At 71.5% G+C, this 18,909-nt stretch carries 10 protein-coding genes; 7 read left to right on the plus strand and 3 right to left on the minus strand.

All coding sequences use genetic code 11. The features are described 5' to 3' along the window. Positions 1-21: 21 nt before the first annotated feature. Positions 22-285: a DUF397 domain-containing protein gene (locus IEJ02_RS31240; protein ID WP_191067893.1), complete on the minus strand. Its 264-nt coding sequence runs from the start codon at positions 283-285 to the stop codon at positions 22-24. Beyond that, positions 282-1,187, minus strand: a complete 906-nt coding sequence (locus IEJ02_RS31245; RefSeq protein WP_191067894.1) for a helix-turn-helix domain-containing protein — start codon at positions 1,185-1,187, stop codon at positions 282-284. The genes IEJ02_RS31240 and IEJ02_RS31245 overlap by 4 nt, the downstream gene beginning before the upstream one ends. A 147-nt stretch (positions 1,188-1,334) precedes the next feature. Here IEJ02_RS31245 and IEJ02_RS31250 point away from each other — a divergent pair, with 147 nt between their 5' ends. The 3 genes from IEJ02_RS31250 to IEJ02_RS31260 all read left to right on the plus strand — a co-directional run bounded on the left by IEJ02_RS31250 (position 1,335) and on the right by IEJ02_RS31260 (position 6,345). Next, a complete protein-coding gene (locus IEJ02_RS31250; protein ID WP_191067895.1) occupies positions 1,335-1,844 on the plus strand; it encodes an ATP-binding protein in 510 nt (169 codons plus the stop codon). 154 nt (positions 1,845-1,998) lie between these two features. After that, positions 1,999-2,403 carry an effector-associated constant component EACC1 gene (locus IEJ02_RS31255; RefSeq protein WP_223864785.1) on the plus strand — a complete coding sequence of 135 codons (405 nt, stop codon included), beginning with the start codon at positions 1,999-2,001 and terminating at the stop codon, positions 2,401-2,403. 6 nt (positions 2,404-2,409) lie between these two features. Further along, positions 2,410-6,345, plus strand: coding sequence for a caspase, EACC1-associated type (locus IEJ02_RS31260; RefSeq protein ID WP_191067897.1), 3,936 nt, complete (start codon positions 2,410-2,412; stop codon positions 6,343-6,345). 33 nt (positions 6,346-6,378) lie between these two features. Here the strand turns inward: IEJ02_RS31260 and IEJ02_RS31265 are convergent, their stop codons facing one another. Beyond that, on the minus strand, positions 6,379-7,437 hold the full coding sequence (locus IEJ02_RS31265) for a beta family protein (RefSeq protein ID WP_191067898.1): 1,059 nt from the start codon (positions 7,435-7,437) through the stop codon (positions 6,379-6,381). A 305-nt stretch (positions 7,438-7,742) separates the two neighbouring features. On the opposite strand from IEJ02_RS31265, the gene IEJ02_RS31270 reads away from it, so the two are divergent. From IEJ02_RS31270 to IEJ02_RS31285, 4 genes are all read left to right on the plus strand, one after another. Next, a complete protein-coding gene (locus IEJ02_RS31270; RefSeq protein ID WP_191067899.1) occupies positions 7,743-8,963 on the plus strand; it encodes an AAA family ATPase in 1,221 nt (406 codons plus the stop codon). Beyond that, complete coding sequence (locus IEJ02_RS31275) at positions 8,960-9,610, plus strand: hypothetical protein (RefSeq protein WP_317985970.1); 651 nt, start codon at positions 8,960-8,962, stop codon at positions 9,608-9,610. The genes IEJ02_RS31270 and IEJ02_RS31275 overlap by 4 nt, the downstream gene beginning before the upstream one ends. Before the next feature lie 94 nt (positions 9,611-9,704). Then, on the plus strand, positions 9,705-16,625 hold the full coding sequence (locus tag IEJ02_RS31280) for a DEAD/DEAH box helicase (RefSeq protein ID WP_191067900.1): 6,921 nt from the start codon (positions 9,705-9,707) through the stop codon (positions 16,623-16,625). Next, a complete protein-coding gene (locus tag IEJ02_RS31285) occupies positions 16,622-18,904 on the plus strand; it encodes a UvrD-helicase domain-containing protein (protein ID WP_191067901.1) in 2,283 nt (760 codons plus the stop codon). Before IEJ02_RS31280 ends, IEJ02_RS31285 begins: the two co-directional genes overlap by 4 nt. Positions 18,905-18,909 lie beyond the last annotated feature (5 nt).

An 18,909-nucleotide genomic window follows, 5' to 3' on the forward strand; every position in this document is an offset into this window, starting at 1 on the left:
AACTTCTCTCACCAGAAGCCGCTACCGAGCCGCGAAGTTGACGAACGCAGTCCACGCGGCAGCATCGACGGCGAGGCCGGGACGAGTGATGTCCTTCGAGTCCCGTACATGGACTTTGTGGGGGCAGGCACTCACCTCTACGCATTCGCCCCCTTCTCCACTGCTGTGGCTGGACTTCCGCCACTCCATAGCGACCTCAACGCAGTCTCCACCATCTCCGGCGCTGTAACTGCTCTTGAACCATGCAAGTACCTCGTGTTGGCGCAGGGCACGCTCCACGCTCATTCCTCTCTCAGCAGCTTCTCAATCAAAGCCACCGACTCCTGCGGTGTGAGAGCCTGAGCGCGAAGAGTCCCGTAGGTGACTTCCAGCTCTCGCACCCTGGTGCGCTCCGTGTGCAGGCGACTGTCGCTTTGGACCTCTGTGTAGGCGATCCTCCGCCCATCCTTCGTTTCCATCAAGGTGAACGGTCCCGCCAGCCCAGCGTGCTCCTCACGCCTCAGAGGCATGACCTGCACGTCGACGTTCCGAGCCTGTCCGGCCAACATGATGTGCTCCAACTGGCCTCTCCAGACCTGTTCACCCCCGAGGCGCTTATGCAGCACAGCCTCTTCGATGACGAAGCTCAGATGCGGGAGCGGACGACGGGTGAAGATCTCCTGTCTCGCCAGACGGGCAGCGACGCGTTGCTCGATGGTCTCCTCGTCCAGCAAGGGACGCCACATCCGAAAGACCGCCCTCGCGTAGTCCGGGGTCTGCAACAGCCCTTTGACCACATGCGTGTCGTAAGCGTGCAGCTCAACCGCCTCTACCTCCAGCCTCGCCGCATCGCGGAAGAACGGCGGATACTGCGCCCGCGCGACCTCCTCCTTCATCTCCAGCAGGACCCCGCCCGCGTCCAGCACCTCGTCTGCCTGGTCGATCAACCGGGGCGGCGGAATCCGACGACCCTGCTCATACGCAGCGATCGTCGACACCGAGTACCCCACCATCGACGCGAACTCCGGACGCTCCAACCCCGCCCGCAACCGGAACCGCTTCAACTGCCTCCCGAACACCCGCAGAATGCCCGAGCCGACCTCCGGTGGCGGTTCCGGCTCCGCTCCCGCCCTCACCCCCGACTCACGCTGCGGCCCCTCCCCGAAGCCCGACGCCCCGTCGTTCTCCACACCCGTCGGCTCGTCCATGGCGTACCACCTCCCCGGCCAACGCGCCCCCGCGTCGGCCCGTCACGCTCTGCCCCGCCTACACACGCCGCGACAGCCACACACAGCAACTGCCCGTGCGCGCGCCGTATCTCGCCACGCTAGGACGAGGCCGGAAACGTGGGCCACATGAACAGCGAGATTTCCCCCGTACAGGGGGTATCCAGCCATGCCCACCAGCCCGCAACCGCCGAAGCCCACCCCGCCCGGAGCGACCACCACCCCACCCCCCTCCTCCGCGAATTCGCGATGCGGTTCACGTCCTCGCGGCACGGCGCCCGCCTCGCCCGGCGTCTCGTCTCGCAGCGGCTGGACGAGTGGGGCTACCCGTACGACGGCCGCGCCAACGAGACGCTGACGCTGATCACCGCCGAGCTGGCCGCGAACGCCATCCGCCATGGGCACGTGCCCGGCCGGGACTTCCGCGTCCGGCTGACCGAGACCGGCGTCACGCTCCGCGTCGAGGTGAGCGACACCCGGACCGAACGCGTACCGCCGCTGACCGTCCAGGAGCCACCGGACGACACCGAATCGGGCCGGGGACTGCTCATCGTCGCCCAGCTGGCGAGCCGTTGGGCCGTCACGCCGCGCGATAGCGGGCCGGGCAAGACCGTCTGGGCGGAGCTGCACCTGCGGTGAAGGGCACGCGACTGCCGCCGGACAGCCCTTTTCACGCCAATTACCAGCGGTTTACGGCAACACGCGCGCTCGCTGTCGGTCCCGCGGACTAATCTCGTGCGCTCGTGTGCCCCGTCCACACTGCGGAAAACCGAGGGAAAACGCCGTGACGACCATGCCCAGCGACCGAACCGGATGCCGGATCTCCATCGTGGACGAGGACCCGTTGCGCGCCCGCAAGGAGGCGCGTGAACTCCTCGCTGAGATCGCCGACATCGACCCGGGCGCCGCCCTGGACATCCCCCGGCGGCGCACGGCCGGTGAGGCCAAGAAGAAGGGCGGGCTGTCGGTCGACACGGTCGGGGTGTTGATCAGTGCGGGCTCGCTGGTCGTGGCGGCGGTGCAGCTCTGGCTGGCCCGCGTACCGCAGCGGACGATCGTCGTCAGGCGGCCGGACGGGGCGACTCTCCAGATCACGGGTAGGGAGGCGCGCGAGGACGACGAGCGGATCGATCGGTTCCTCGCGGGCAGCGGCGAGCCCGCCGACGGTCGCGACGACGACGCGACGGCGGCGGGCTGAGCGCGCATGACCGACAACGACCGGTACGCCATGCTCATCGGCGTCTCCACGTACGACAGCGACGCCTACCACGATCTGCCGCCCGTCCGCGCCGACCTGCACTACATGCGGGCGGTGCTGGAGAAGACCGAGATCGGCATGTACAACGAGTGCGCGATGGTCCCTGAGCCGACCCGCGCGGAGATGCTGCACGCCGTGGAGACGTTCCTGGAGGCACGGCAGCCGAGCGAGACGGCCCTGCTGTACTTCAGCGGGCACGGCGAGTTCTGCGAGGACGACAACCAGCTCTACTTCCTCCCCCGGGACGCCGACCCCGACGACCTGCCGGGCACGGCCGTACCGGCCGAGTTCCTGGAGCGGATGCTCTCGTCCTGCCGTGCCGCGTCGAAGCTTGTGCTGCTGGACTGTTGCTCCAGCGGTTCGGTCGTCCAGGGCTGGACCGCCAAGGGCACCTCGGACGACACCGGCCGGCGGCCCGCGCCCAGCACCCTGCTGCGACCTACGGGGGTGTACTTCATCACCGCCTCCGACGCGCTCCAGTCGGCGTCGGCGATGGCGCCGCCGGGGTCCACGCTCGGTACCTCCCGCTTCACCGGCGAGATCGTGGAGGGCCTGCGAAACGGCCTGATCAAGGACGGCGGCTGGATCACGCCGGACGACCTGTTCACCTACCTGACGGCCCAGATGGCACGGAACGGCGTGCCCGAGGAGCAGCGGCCGACCAAGTCCACGATCCGGGCCACGCAGAGCCTGCCCTTTGCGCGGTCCGTGGCGCGCCCCGTACACCTTCCGACGCCGCCGCGTGACGCGACGGAGGCGGCGCGGCAGTCCCCCGTCATGCTCAAGGCCCGGGAACTGGCGGTGCTGGACGCGAAGGACGGCGTGGACTGGCAGCGGCTGCTGCGCTACTACGTCCAGTGCCTCACCGCCGAGGCGGCGGCCGGCATGCTGCCGGACCGAGACAGCGGACGGGATGCGGGGTACTTCCTGCTGGCCAAGGGCCAGGAGACCATCCAGTCGGGGCGGGCCGCGACCTTCCGGGCTCCGACTCAACTGCCCAGGCCACAGGCCAAGCCAAGCAGAGCGGGCGGCGGCGACGCGGGAACGCAGCAGGAGTACTGGTACGGCTATCCGGCCGTCACGCTCCCCGTGCCCGAAGGGGGCGGCCGGGGGCGCCGTACCCCGGTGCGGATCGCGCCGCTGCTGGTGCAGCAGATGGAACTCGCCCCGGACGAGAGCGGCCAGGACGTGCTCCGGCCGACCGGCGTGCCGTCCCTGCACACGGGTGTCGTCTCGGAGCTGCTGGACGCCGACGACGCGGCCGAGCTCTTCGCGCACTGGCAGCCGACCTGGCAGGAGGGCAACGACACGCAGATGCTGCGGGCCGTGCGGGAGTTGCTGGAGGAGCTGGGGCTGCCGGAGCTGGAGCCGCTGGATCCTGCCGAGCTCAGTGAGCGGACGGTGATGCAGGCGCTTCGACCGGGCGCGCACAACGCGGCCGTGCTGCTGGTGCCGTCAGGTGTGGAGGTAAAAGCCACGCAGGGACTGGTGGACAACCTGCTGCAGATGTCGGCGCGGATCGGGCAGATCCCCGGCACGGCGATGGACGCGCTGCTGAGCGGCGATGAGGAGAACGGGGAGGACACCGGGGCGGGGTCCTCGGCGGTCGTGGTGGCGCCGGGGCCGTGCAACGAGAGCCAGGAGCTGGTGGTGTCCTCGGCGATGACGCGGGCCCTGACGGTGGCCACGGGGCCGCCCGGCACGGGCAAGAGCGAGGTGGTCACCGCCGTCGTCACGACCTGTGTCGCGGCCGGGCAGTCCGTGCTGGTCGCGTCGACGAACAACGAGGCGGTGGAAGTCGTCGCCGAGCGCTGCGACGCCATAGCGCCGGGGCTCATGATGCGGACGGGCAACGAGAAGGCGCGGGAGCGGGAGGCTGACAAGCTGGAGCGGCTGCTCGGTGAGCCCGGGGAGGCCCCACGGCGGGGCTCGGCGACCGTGGGCGGGGAGCTGCGCAACGCCCGGGCCCGGGCCGCCGGGCAGCGGGCGGAGGCGGAACGCCGGGTCGGTGAGGAGGGACTGCTGCTGGAGCTGCTGCGGGAGCGGGAGGAGCGGGCAGGCGCGCTGGAGCTGCCGCTGCCCCTCCTGGAGGGCGCCTGGGCGGCGGCATCGGGAGAGGACGGCACGGCCGCACTGAGCCGCTGGGAGGGCAGGGCCCGGAAGGCGGCCGGGGCCGGCTGGTGGCTGTTGGGCGGGTGGCGCAGGGCTCGGGCCCTGGCCGCGCTGGTCGCGGCGGTCGGCACCCCGGAGAGTGGCGGCCCGTCGTGGCCGGGGTGGGCGGATGAGCGGCCCGTGCCGCCGGAGCTGCTGGAGGCGCTGGCGGACGCGGTGGCCGTGGAGCGCCGACTGCGGGAGCTCGTGCCCGAGCACACCGGCTGGGACGAGGAGGGGCTGAAGCAGGCACGGCTGGAGACGGCGGGTGCCCTGTCGGAGCTGTCGGCCGAACTGTCACGGGCGGTGTCGGCGGAGACACTGGCGCGGGCACACGGGCTGATGGGGCAACGGCTCCAGACGCTGCGGAGCCGTTCGGGGGTCCGGAAGAGCCAGCAGAACCTGATGGCACACCTCAAGGGGTGGGCGATCAGCACCCACTCGGTGCGGCAGCTCGAACTCGCCCCCAAGATGTTCGACCTCGTCGTCATCGACGAGGCCAGCCAGTGCTCCATCCCGTCGGTGCTGCCGCTGCTCTTCCGGGCCCGGCGGGCGCTGATCATCGGTGATCCGATGCAGCTGGGCCACATCGCCGACATCGCACCGCAGCAGGAGCGGCAGGCGCGGGTCCGGTCCGGGCTGAGCGCGGCGCAGCTGGAGGACCACCGGCTCACGTACCACGTGTACTCCGCGTACCACGCGGCCGCGCAGCACGGTGACACGGCGTTGCTCCTCGACGAGCACTACCGCTGCCATCCGGAGATCGCCGACGTCGTCAACGGCTACTGCTACGCGGGCCAGTTGCAGGTGCTCACCGACGTACGGCGGCAGGTCCCGGCGCTCGACCCGGTGGGTGCGGCCGATCCGGCGCCGGTGCTGGGGTGGGTGGACGTTCCGGCCGGGGAGTCGGCGCGGGGCGGTGGCGGGCAGTCCTGGCGCAACGACGCCGAGGCGGGTGCGGTGCGACGGGTGGTGGACGAGCTGCTCGCACAACTGCCGCAGGACGCGACGGTGGGCGTGGTGACGCCGTTCCGGGCGCAGAAGGAGGCGCTGGCGCGGGCGTGGCGCGACGATGACCGGGTGCGGGTCGGGACCGTGCACGCGTTCCAGGGCGGGCAGCGCGATGTGATGGTGCTGAGCCCGGTGGCCACGCTGAACACCCCGCCGAGGACGACGCACTGGGTGGCGAGCCAGGTCAACCTGTGGAACGTGGCGGTCACCCGGGCCAAGTCGCAGCTCATCACGGTAGGCAGTCGCGCGTTCTGGCAGGGGCAGAGCGGTCTTCCGGCGTTGCTCGCCGGGCGTTCGGCGCCGCTGGGAGCGGAGAGCGGTGCCGGACAGGGCCCGGCCGCGGGAGTTGTCACCGGCGGCGGGCAGGGTGCGGGCGGCTCGGGGGCGTCGTTCCGCGAGGAGCTGGCCGACCGGCTCCAGCGGTACCTCGGGGAGCGTGGCGTCATCGATCTGGAGCGCGCGGCGGTGGTCGGCGGCCACACGGTGGATCTGCTGTTCACCGAGGGCGGCGAGAACACGGCGGTCCTGATCGACACGGGCCCGCCGCCCGGCCGGGACCCGGCGAGGCATCTACGGCTGACCCATGCCCGAGGTGACCTGCTGACCGGGCTGCCGTCCGGTGGCCACGGGGCGAAGGCGTGCGAGGTGGGCCGGACCGTGCGGGTGCCGGCGTGGCGGATCCTAGCGGGCGAGGACACGCTGGCGCCGCTATTCGGCTGAGCGCACCCGGGCCGTATGGGGGGGAAGGCCGGGTCAGTGCTGGTCGAGGCACCGGACGACGTACGTCATGTGCTGGATGTTCCCGGCCCGCAGCCAGTCCGGGGCCTGACCCGTGCCTTTGCCGGTCGTGAGGGGACCGTTGGCACAGTCGCGCAGCCAGGTCTCCCCAGCGCCGGCGGAGGCTCCCCGGAACTCGGGCAGCTCGCTGATCCGGCGAGCCGCGGCCCGGATGCTCGCCGTACGGTCGGGGCCTCCGTTCAGCACTTTGCACAGCACGAACCAGTGGTCGGTGGTGTAGCGGAGGACGCCCCAGCGCGGGGGCCCGCCGCCCCGCCCCTGGGCGAGAGCGGTGACGGGCTGCACGCCGTAGTCGCCATAGGTGAGCTCTGACAGGTAGTCGCGGCCGCTCGCCTGAATCTCGTGCCACATGTGCCAGTCGGCGCGTGGCTCTTCGTGCAACTGCCCCAGCTCCAGCATGTCGCCCGTGACCTGGGGGAAGCTCCCGCCGAGGACGGCGGCGGTCCGCCAGGCCGCCAGGGGGCGCAGGGCGTCCAGGGCTCGCAGTGCCTCCTTGCCCGCGTCGGGACGGGTCGGGAGGACGCTGCCCAGATCCAGCAGCAGATCGACGGGCACGTCGGGTCCGGCCTGGACCAGGAGTTGACCGACGTCTTCGGCCGTACGGCCGTTCCACTCCCCCGGCACGCATACGCGAATGCCGAGCCCACAGCCATAGCGGCGGGCTGTCTCCAGGGCGGCGGACTGCTGGGCCTTGATGCGCCTGGGCCCGGTCACCGGGCGGAGCAGCCGGGAGAGGCCCGTGCACTCGGACAGGATCTCGGCGAGCGCCGGTATCTGTGCCTCCTCGGCGAACGGGGCGTCGACCCAGCCGGGATAGCGGCGGTGCGCTCCCCTCACCCGGTTCAGTTCCTGCTGCCAGTAGGCCTTCTGCAGCGCCGCCGGGGGCACGCCCGGGCACGGCGGAAGGTTCCACAGCGGGGCCATCGCGGCCTGTATGTCCGGCCGGACGTGTTCGTAGGCCGTCCGGGCGTTCTGCCGGACGGGTAGGACGGGGACGTAGAGCGGTTCGGCCATCGCGGCTCCCCCTCGGCACTGCCCGCGCGCTTTCCCTCCTGCTCAGGGTCGGTGAACGGCAGGACGAGGGAAAGACAGCCCTTTCGGTCCGGATGGCGGAAATGCGCAGGTACCTGGTACGGCTGTGACGAACGTTGTACTGTTCGTGATGCTCGGTGGCCGGATGCGGTAAGTAGACGGCGCTCGTGGGGGACTGAGTGCCGTTCAGCCAGGTGCGCCACAGTGCGTCGAGGTCCGTCCGCCGTGCGTCGAACCAGTCCGCCCCGGGTTGCTGATACCCGGCTGCTTCACGATGGGCGCGAGGCTTGAACCACCGCATACTGGGCCTGACGGTGCGCAACTTCCGCACCCTGACCGACACGAAGCTGCCTCTCGGGCCTTTGACCGTCATGGTCGGGCCCAACGCGTCAGGCAAGTCCAACGTCCTGCACGCTCTGGAGTTCCTGGGAGACGTGTCCCGGAAGGGGATCGAGCCGGCGCTCGAAGAGCGCGGGGGGTTCGATGTTCTGGCCTTCCGTGGCGGCCGCAAGCCGGTGTCGCGGATCACCGTGGGCATCGAGGGCATCTGGTCCGACCGTGCGACCGACGAAGCCCCGGACCGCTATGAGTTGAGCGTGTCGCGCACCCGGCTGCCGGAGGGGTCTCGCGAGCGCTACTCGGTGTACCGGGGCGAGCGCTTCACCCAGCATCCGGCGGAGGGCGCCGAGACCTCGGTGGAGCTGACGAGCGGTTCGCTGACGGTCAGCAGCGCCCTGGCGGCAGACGGCGAAGGCGGGTCGGTCAACGTCGGGCGCATGGCTTCCGCCCTGCATCAGGAGCGGTTACTGCCGCTGGCCGACGACAGCCCCTCCGCTGTCGCCGTTGGGGCCGTGCGGCGACACCTTTCCCAGATCCGGGTCTTCGACCCGGACGTGCGCAAGGCCCGGCAGCCATGGGGCATCAGCGAATCGGGCCGGTACCTGGAGAGCGACGCGTCCAACCTCGCGGACTTCCTGCGCGGGCTCAAGGAAGACGACGGAGATGCCTGGGAGCTGCTCCTGGAGGACGTCCGGACGGTGGTGCCGCAGATCCGTGACATCCATCTCGTGACGCCCCCGGACTTCGTGTCGTACCGGACGGCGGTGGAGCTGGAGGAAGAGGGCCTGCGGGGCCGCACCCGCCTGACGGATGCCTCGTGGGGCACCGTCCGCATCCTGTGCATGCTCGCGATCTTCCACGACCCGAATCCGCCGTTGCTCACCTGCATCGAGGAGATCGACCACGGCATTCACCCGCACGCCCTGAGTCTGCTGGCGGGACGGCTACGCGAGGCCAGTACCCGCAGCCAGTTCCTCGTGACCACGCACTCGCCGGTCTTCGTGAACGAGTTGGAGCCCGAGGAGTTCGTGGTGTGCGAGCGTCGTCGCAGTGGCGCCTCCCTCATCCCGGCTCGCCGGCCCGAGGACACGCGACGCGTGATCGAGAAGTCCGAGTACGAGCCGATGGGCGATCTGTGGTACTCGGGCGCCCTGGGCGGTGGTCTGTGAGTCCGAAGCCCGCGCGAGGCGGCCGCCGGCGTTCGGTGATCGTGGTGGCCGGGGAGGGCGACTACGACCGCAAGGTGCTCCAGCACCTGGTGCCCGCTCTGCACCCCGGGAACTGCCCGGAGGTGGTGACCATACGGAGACCCATTCGGCTGGCCCGCGCTCAATCGAAGCTCTCTCCCCGCTTACAGGAGATCAGAAGGTTCGCGGTGGCCCAGGCCGACACCGCGAAGCTGGCCGGTGTCGTCATACACGTGGATCTCGACGGTGTCGCCGATGACGCCTACGACAAGCTCCGCAGGCGCATCACCGAGGAGATGCGCGCGACCTTCAAGGACTGCCCATCGGCCCTCGCGCTGGCGGCCTACGAGATCGAAGCCTGGCTGATGCTCTTTCCCGACGCCTTTCCGAAGGTCAGGCCGGGCTGGCGGCTCCGGGAGGCGGACTGCCGCCGGGACCTCGCCAAGCTGGAGAAGGCCAAGGAACACCTCGTGAAGTACCTGGGCAAGCCCCCGTACCGCGAGTCGGACGCCCCCGCCATCATGCGGGCGGCGGTCACAGGCGGGCATGTCAACGCCCGGCCGACCGGCAACAACCGGTCGTACCGGGACTTCGCCGATGAGATAGCGAGCTGGGAGAAGACCGCCTGAACCGGGACAGAACGGCCCACCGGCAAACATTGTCGGCGGCCCCCTATACCGTGGTACCGATCACCTGGGCACCGGCATCGCAAGGGGGACCGTCGTGAAGCCCACCATGGCCGCCGCGCAGCTGCGCGGCAGTCTGACGCAGTACCTCACGACGACGTACGCCCTCGCCGACGAGGACACCCGCAGCGCCCTCGAGCGCTTCCTCGGGCATCCGGAGACCGGGATCTTCCGGGGCCCCTACCTGCGGATCAGGACGCCGTTCCACCTCGCCGAGGACGGCTGGCAGCAGGACATGGAGTGGTCCGCCGGCTTCCCGGGCTTCGTACCGTGGCGGCACCAGGCGAAGGCGTGGGCCCGGCTGTCCACGCTGCGCGGGCCCGCCCGGCCGACGCTGGTGACGACCGGCACCGGCTCCGGCAAGACCGAGTCGTTCCTGATTCCCGTCCTGGACCACTGTCGGCGGCAGAAGGCCGAGGGGCGGGGCGGGATCAAAGCTGTGCTGCTGTATCCGATGAACGCGCTCGCCACCGACCAGGCGGGGCGCGTCGGGGAGTACCTGGCGCGCCCGGAGCTGGCCCAGGTGACCGCGGGTCTCTACATCGGCGACCGGCCCGACACCGACTTCCGGCGGGTGATGACGCGCCGCGAGGAGATGCGGGCCTCCCCGCCGGACGTGCTGATCACCAACTACAAGATGCTCGACCTGCTGCTCCAGCGCGGGGAGGACCGGAGCCTGTGGGAGGGCGCCGACCTCACCTACGTCGTGCTGGACGAGTTCCACACGTACGACGGGGCGCAGGGCACCGATGTCGCGATGCTCCTGCGCCGGCTGGCCGCCGCCACCGGCGCGTCCCGGCCCGGCAGGCCGCTGGGGTCGATCTGCCCGGTGGCGACCTCGGCCACGCTCGGCGAGGGGGCGCCGGGCAAGGAGGCCGGGGGCGTCCTCGACGTGGCGGCGCGGGTGTTCGGGATGCCGTTCCCGGCGGACGCGGTCATGGGTGAGGAGCGGATGACCGCCGACGAGTTCACCGGGTCCGTGGACTACGAGCTGGAGGAGCCGCCCTCACCCCAGGAGGTGGTGGCGGTGTCCGGCGGGCCGGACGTGGAGGCCCGGCCCGACCTGCTGGACCTGGACGCTCTCGCCACGCGGCTGCTGGGCCGCTCCGGTCTTGACGCCTTCCGCATCGGGCGGCTGCTGAAGCGGCACGACTTCACCCACGGGGTGCTGTCGCTGCTGAACGGAGAGCCGCTGGACGAGTGGGCGCTGCGGGACCGGCTGGCCCGGTTCGGCTATTCCTGGGGTCGCACCGCGCGGGAGAACCCACGGCTGGTGCTCCAGGCGCTGGGCCGGTTCGTGGCGCTGCTCTCGGCGGCCCGCGACCCGGAGTCCGACGAGCGCAAGCCCCGGCCGCTGCTGCACATCGAGGCGCATCTGTGGGTACGGCCCGTGACGCGGGTGCTGCGCGGGGTGGGGCGCACCCCGGAATTCCGCTGGTACGAGGACGACCGGACCGCCGCCCGACGGGCCGCGCTGAGCGCCGTGCCGCCCGGCGACGAGGACCCGGACGCCTCGTCCGGGAGCCGGCCGCCGTCCTCGGCGGGCCGACCGCAGCCGTTGCCGGGGGCCGACACGGCTCCGCGCCCGGCCCAGGTGCACCTGCCCGCCGTGTACTGCCGCAACTGCGGTCGCTCCGGGTGGGCGGCGCTGTCGCCGGAGGCCGACCCCCAGCAGTTGGTGATGGCGCAGGACCGCATCTGGCGTGCCGCGGTGGGGCGGGACAAGCGGCGCGTCCGCTACTTCATCTCCGCCACCGAGAGCGAGTGTCAGGAGGCGCTCGACGCGCTGACGGGGGCGCGGCCGGCGGACGGCAGGACCGACCCGCTGTCGGTGGTCGTGCTCGACGGCGGGCAGGGCACCTACCGGCTGCCCACCGCCGGGGACGACGGCGAGCTCGTCGACGCCTGGTTCGCCCTGGCCCTGCTGGACAAGAAGACCGCCGACCGTGCGGCGCGGGACGACCGCTGCCCGGCCTGCCACACCGACAACAGCATCCGCTTCCTCGGCACGGCGAAGGCGGCCCTGGCCTCGGCGACCGTGACGCAGCTCTTCACTGGCGGCGACATCGCGCTCGTGCCCGAGGAGCGCAAGACGCTGCTGTTCAACGACTCGACGCAGGACGCGGCGCACCGCGCCGGGTACGTCGCCAACGCCTCGTACAAGTTCTCGCTGCGTTCGCTCCTCGCCCACAACTTGGACGAGTCGGGGGCGCCGACCGCGCTGAACGACCTGATCGGCCATGTGCTGGACTCGGTGGACGACCCGGAGGCGCTGGCCGCCGTGGTGCCCCCCGACCTGCACGACGAGCCGGGCGTCGACCGTCTCCTGTCGGGCCGCGGGACCGGCGACGCGCGGACCTGGAAGCTGATCGGGGAGCGGCTGGCGTTCGCGACCGTGATGGAGTTCGGGCTGCGCAGCCGCATGGGGCGCACCCTGGAGCTGACCCGCACCGCGGCCGCCGAAGTCAAGGTGGCCGAGCCGGACCGCATCACGGACCTCGCCCGTGACCTGCATCTGTCCCTGCCCGGGCAGCTGCTGGCGGGAGGCGGGCTGCCCACGCCTGAGCGGTATCTGGCGTATGTGCGGGGGCTGCTGGAGCGGATGCGGACGCGTGGCGCGGTGCGGCACCGCTGGCTGGACACCTGGATCAAGGAGGCGGGCAGTAACCGCTACCTCATCTGGGGGCGCAGGCCGGATGGCATGCCGGCCTTTCCGGAAGGGATCGCCCCGCCGCGCTTCCTGCTGGACGGGCAGAAGGAGCAGACCGAGTTCGACGCGATCACGGGACGCCTGGGCTGGTACCAGGACTGGACCCGCAGGTGTCTGGCGCTGGACGCCGCGGGGGCCGTGGAGTATCTGCGCAGGCTGCTGCCCGCCCTCGCCGAGGAGCGGGTCCTGGCCGTGCGGACCGCCCGCGACCGGCAGACCCGGGTGTACGGGCTCCAGCCGGGGCACATCGAGGTGCGGCTGCTCGACGACGCGGTCGTCAACAAGGCCTTCGTCAGCTGCGAGGACTGCGGCTGGCAGCAGGTCGTCGCGCCCGAGCGGCGCACGCGCTGGTACGGGCACCCCTGCCCCCGGTACCGCTGCAAGGGGCGGCTGACCGCGCCCCAGCCGGGGTTCTCCCGGGTCGGCGGCGCCATACAGGAGCGGGATTACACCCGCGACTACTACCGCCGTCTGTATCTGACGGGCGGCACGTTCCGGGTAGTGACCGCCGAGCACACGGGCATGCTGAGCCGTCCGGAGCGGGAGCGGGTCGAGCGCTCCTTCAAGGCGGGGACGCACTACACCGACCCCAACCTGCTGTCGTGCACCCCGACGCTGGAACTCGGCATCGACATCGGCGAGTTGTCGGCCGTCCTGCTCGGTTCCCTTCCGGCCGGGCCGGCCAACTACGTGCAGCGCGCCGGGCGGGCCGGCCGGCGCACGGGCAACGCGCTGGTGGTCGCTTTCGGTGGCCGCAAGGCACGCGATCTGTACTACCTGGACGAGCCGACGGAGATGATCGCCGGGACGATCCTGCCGCCAGGCTGTTATCTGTCCGCGGTGGAGATCCTGCGCCGCCAGTACACGGCCCGGCTACTGGACCTGGCGGCCCGTGGCGAGCTGCGGACCTCCGACGGCGAGGTGCTGACGCCGCTCCCCCGGCTGTCGTCGGCCCTGTTCGGGGCCGGTGGTTGGTGCCAGGACCTCGCTGACGCCGCGCAGACCCACGGCGCGAAGCTGGTGGAGGAGTTCCTGGCCCTGTTCCCCGACCGCAGTGACGGGCGGGACCCCGACAGCTCCGACGGCGCGGCCGTGTCGGCGTACGCGGCCGAGGAGCTGAGGGCGTACGCGACCGGCGGCATCGTGCGCGCCCTCCAGGAGGCCGAGGAGGACTGGACGGGGCGGCGCGAGGAGCTGCGGCGCAGGATCATCGCGATCGACGAGGCCGCCGGGCATCTGGCCAGGTCGGACGACACGCAGGACCGGGAGCGGCGCGAGCTGCTGGCCGAGCGCCGCAGCGCGGGGGACCTGCTGCGGGAGCTGAGCCAGTCGAGCGCCCACGCCACCCTGGTGGAGCTCGGCCTGCTGCCGAACTACAGCCTGACCGACACCACCACGCAGTTGGAAGCGACGCTGTACTGGTCGGAGACCCCGGGCGAGGACGACGGCCCGCGGGAGGCGGGAGCCGAGGAAGCACCGGCCCGCAAGATCTACCGCAGTGAGACCCGGGACTACGAGCGGTCCCGCAAACTTGCCCTCACCGAACTGGCCCCGGGCAACAGCTTCTACGTCAACGGCTACCGGCACGTCGTGCGGGCCCTCGACATCGGGAGCCCGGAGCGCCGGGCCTGGTCGGTGTGGCGGCTCTGCCCGGCCTGTGGATATGTGCGCACCGAGGACGCCGAGCACGACACCGCCCCGTGCCCGCGCTGCGGCGGCCGGGAGATCGCCGACGCGGGCTGTGTGCAGTACGTACTCCAGCCCAGGCGGGTGCTCTCCCGCGACAAGCGGGACGACGCGCGGGTGCGGGACGACCGCGACGAGCGGGAGCACAGGTACTACGCGGTCCTCACCACCGTCGACATCGACCCGGGCCGCCTCGCCCCCGGCTCCTGGCGGCACGACACCGCGGTCTTCGGAGTGGACTTCACCCGTCATGCCAAGATCCGGACGTTCAACCTGGGGCTGGACCGCGAGGACGGCAGCAGCACGGTGCCGGTGGCGGGGCGGGACGTGCGGCTCAACCCGTTCTTCGTCTGCACGAGCTGCGGCGGGGCGACGGCCGACGGCCGTCCCGTGGTGGACGTGCCACAGCACGCGCTGACCGAGTCGGGGGCGGCGAGCACCCCGGCCGCGACGCACCACATGCTGTGGTGCCCGCGACGCCGTGTCAGAGGGTCCACGGCCGGTACGGACGGGCAGGGCAGGGGGGAGGACGTGCCGCTGCTGCTCGCCCATGAGCTGACCACAGAGGCGGTGCGCATCCTGCTGCCCGCGTCGGTCGCCCGGGCCAAGGAGCGGCTCGCCTCGTTCACCGCCGTGCTGTTCGCGGGCATCGCGGCCCGCTACGGCGGCGACCCGGACCACATCGACATCGCCGAGGCGACGATGCCCGACCACGCGGGCGATGCGGACACCGATTGGCCGAGGCGCTTCCTCGTCGTCTACGACCGGCTGCCCGGCGGGACGGGCTACCTGCACCGGCTGGCGTCCGCGGAGGGCTTCCGGGAGGTGCTCCTCAAGGCGCGGGACGTCATCGAGGGCTGCCCGTGCCGTGAGAAGGGTCTCGACGGCTGCCACCAGTGCCTGCTGCGGCGCGTCCCGGCCGCCGACTACGACAAGGTGAGCCGCCACGAGGTCCGGCAGATGCTGGACGAGCTGCTCGGCGCCGACGGCGAGGGCTGGCGGACCTCGCCGGTCGCGACGACGCGGCACATCCCGCTGCAGCGCCAGGCCGAGAGCGACCTGGAAATCCTGTTCGTCGAGGCGCTCCAGGACTGGGCGAAGCTGGCCGAGTCCCGGGCCACCGCGGACCGGTACACCACGTCGGCCGGGACGTCCGCCCTCGATCTGCGGCTGACGGCGGCGGACGGCACGACCGTGAGCTGGCGCGTCTCCCAGCAGCGGGCGCTGGACGGCACCCGGCCCGATTTACTGCTGGAGCGGCTCGACGCCCCTGGCCCACGCGTGGCCCTCTACCTCGACGGGTACGCCTACCACGCCACCCGCGAGCACAACCGGCTCGCCGACGACGCCATGAAGCGCACCCGGCTCAGGGCTGAGGGGCTGCGGGTGTTCCAGCTGACCTTCTACGACGTCAAGGAGTGGCGTCAGCAGATCAAGGACACCGGGTACGCACCGGCGGGGCCGAGCGATCCGGTGTGGGAGCCGTACGGCACCAATGGCCGGAAGCGTGCCCGTGACTACTACGAGCGTGTGGGCCGGGGCCTGCCGGGTGATCTGGCCGAGACGGTGTGGGTCAATCCGGCCTGGCTGCTCCTGGCCTATCTGCGTGCCCCCGATCCGGCGCGCTGGCAGCGGCGGGCGGAGGCAGTGGCCGCGGGCATGAGCGGGACCGATGGCATCCGTGCCGCCGCCCTCGCCGGCGAGAGCGTCGGCGATGGCCTCCGGGAGGCGCTGCGCGGCGGCGCCCCCTCCGGGACCGCCGGGCCGGTGCGACTATTGTCCGGCCTGGACGCGTCGGGCTGCCGTCTGGTGCTGGCCGCTGACGGCAGGCGCACTCCGCCGGCGTGGACGGGGCTCACCGTCCTGGACGACGGGGACGCGGCTCTGGCCGACGGGCAGGCGCACAAGCGGCGCTGGCGGGCCTGGCTGTACTGGAGCAATGTGCTGCAGTTCCTGGAGCACGGCGGCGGCGACAGCGCCCAGTTGACGACCAGCATGCTCGACGGCTTCGCCGCCGAGGTGCTCACCGTGACGGGCGGCGTCGGCTGGTTGCCCTCGACACGTGTCCCGGTGCCCGCGCAGGCGGGAGAGCCCGCCGCCGTCATCGCGGCGCCGCCCGTGCCCGCCCGCACCGTCGACGAGGAAGTCCCGGCGCAGCCCCAGGCCGGCCCCGGCCGCGCGGCCACGGGCTGGGGCCCGGAGCGGGACCCGGGCTGGGACCGGGTCATCGAGTACCTCGACCCGGAGGAGCCGGGGCTCGCCGACCTCGCCCACGCGCTGGCCGACGCCGGGGTGCCCGCCCCGCAGGACGGCTACGAACTGGACGAGCACGGATGGCAGGCCGAACTGGCCTGGTCCGACGCGCGCCTGGGAGTGGTCCTGGCCCCCCGCCCGCACGGCGACGATCCGGACCAGGAGGCGGAGGACCGGGACAAGGCATTCGCGGCCGCGGGCTGGGAGGTCCGCACCGCCGCCGCATGGGACCGGGCCCAGCTGATCGCCCGCCTCACCGGTCAACAGCAGAACAGCACGGTCACCAGCGACGGGGAGTCGAAGCGATGAACACCTCGGGCGTCACACTGCGCCTGCTCGACAAGGCCGACAAGGAGATCCGCAAGCTCCCCCGCACGGTCAAGGGCGCGTTCTTCGACTTCCAGCACAAGTTCAGGACCAACCCCCATACCGCCGGGCTCAAACTCCAGCAGCTCAAGGGCGACAGCAGGCTGTGGTCGGCGCGGGTCAACGACGAGTACCGCGCACTGCTGCTGCGGCTCGCCGAGGACGACTGGCTGATCGTCTCCGTCAAGCACCGAAAGGACGTCTACGACCGCATGTCGTACGGCGTCAACCAGGTCACCGGCGGTATCGAGTACGTCGACCTGGAGGTGGTGGAGGACAGCATTCTGCGCCGGCTGCCCGCCCCGCCCTCCTCAAAGCCCGCGCCCGCCACACCCACACCGCCCGCGTCCCGGGAGCCAGCACCGGCGCGGCCGCTGTTCGCCGACTGGACCGATGAACAGTTGCTGCAGCTGGGCGTCGCCGAACCGCTGCTCCCGGTCATCCGCACGCTCACCACCGAGGACCAGTTGCTCGGCCTGGTCGAGTACGCGCCGCAGCTCACCGGCGAAGTGCTGCTGTCGCTGTTCGACGGGGCGTCGTTCGAGGACGTACTCGACCAGGTCACGAAGCCGGTGGCCGCCACCGAGCCGGTCGACCCGGAGGACTTCGGAGCAGCCGTACAGCGCCCGGCCACGGTCGTCACCACGACGGACGAGGCTCTTCGGGAAGCCTTGGAGAGCGGCGACTTCGGCCGCTGGAAGGTCTTCCTGCACCCCACTCAGGCCAAGCTGGTCGAGCGGCGCTACAACGGCCCCGCCCGGGTGGGCGGCGGCCCCGGCACCGGCAAGACCATCGTCGCGCTGCACCGAGTGCGGCATCTCGTGCGGCAGCTCTCCCCCGGCCGCGACAAGCCCGTCCTGCTGACGACCTACAACAAGAACCTCGCCGCCGACCTGCGCTCCCGGCTGTTGGAGCTGGGCGGGGAGGAACTGCTGGCCCGGGTCGAGGTGAGCCACGTCGACCAGCTGGCGCTCCGCATCGTACGGGAGGCCGAACCCGGCAACGGCAAGCAGACCATCGACGACAGCCAGGCCGTACGGGAATGGCGCGCGTTGCTCGACGAGCTCGGCGAGAACACCTGGGACCCGGAGTTCCTCCACGACGAGTGGACGCAGGTCATCCTCGGACAGGCCGTCGGCACCCGCACCGAATACTTCCGGGCCCGGCGCGCCGGCCGCGGCCGGAACATCGGCCGCGCCGAGCGCGCCGAGATCTGGCAGCTCTGTGAGCGTTTCACCCAGCGCCTGGACCGTCTCGGGCGGCAGACCTGGGACCAGGTGGCCGAGCGCGCCGCGCGACTGGAGATGGGCCGCGAGCAACGCATCCTCAGCATCGCCCGGCAGCGGGAGGACGCGGACGGCCTAGACAACATCCACCTACAGGACGGCTCGGGAGGATGGCTGCGCTACCGGTACCGGCACATCGTCGTGGACGAGGCCCAGGACCTGCGGCCCGCCCACTGGAAGATGCTGCGCGCGATGACCCCGCGGGCCGCGGACGATCTGTTCCTGGTCGGCGACACCCACCAGCGCATCTACAAGAACCAGGTGACGCTCGGCAGTCTGGGCATCAACATCCGTGGCCGGTCCTCGAAGCTGAGCCTCAGCTACCGTACGACCCGGCAGATCCTGCGCTCCGCCCTGGGCGTCCTGGGGGAGACGACGTACGACGACCTCGACGGCAGCGAAGAGACCCTGGCCGGCTACCGGTCGGTGCTCAGCGGCAGCCGGCCAGCCGGGCACTCGTTTCCGGACTGGGCCTCGGAGCGGGAAGGCATCGTCGCTCTCATCAAGGAGTGGGACGCGAGCGCTGAGCCGCATACCCCGCACGAGCAGATCGCGATCTGCGTGCCCACCAACCAGATGGCGGCCGAGGTGGGCTACACGCTCAAACTGCAGGGCATCCACTCGGTGGAGATCCGTTCCGACGGCCCGCACGGCACCGGCGGGGTGCACATCGGCACCATGTTCCGGTTCAAGGGGCTGGAGTACCAGCGGATGATCATCGCTGGGGTGACGGATGGTCTCGTGCCCAGGGAAGCCGTCAACGCGTTGCGTGACACGGACCCCGTCCGATACCGGCACGAGATCCAGCGGGCCCGCTCCTTGCTGTTCGTCGCGGCCACCCGAGCACGCGATACCGTGGATCTCTTCTGGCACGGGACGCCCAGCCCATTTCTGGGCCCCTCGCTGGCAGGCACTGTGGGGAGTAGCGACCGATAGATGAG

Source organism: Streptomyces sp. 5-10, from assembly GCF_014712245.1.
Classification (GTDB): domain Bacteria; phylum Actinomycetota; class Actinomycetes; order Streptomycetales; family Streptomycetaceae; genus Streptomyces; species Streptomyces violaceusniger.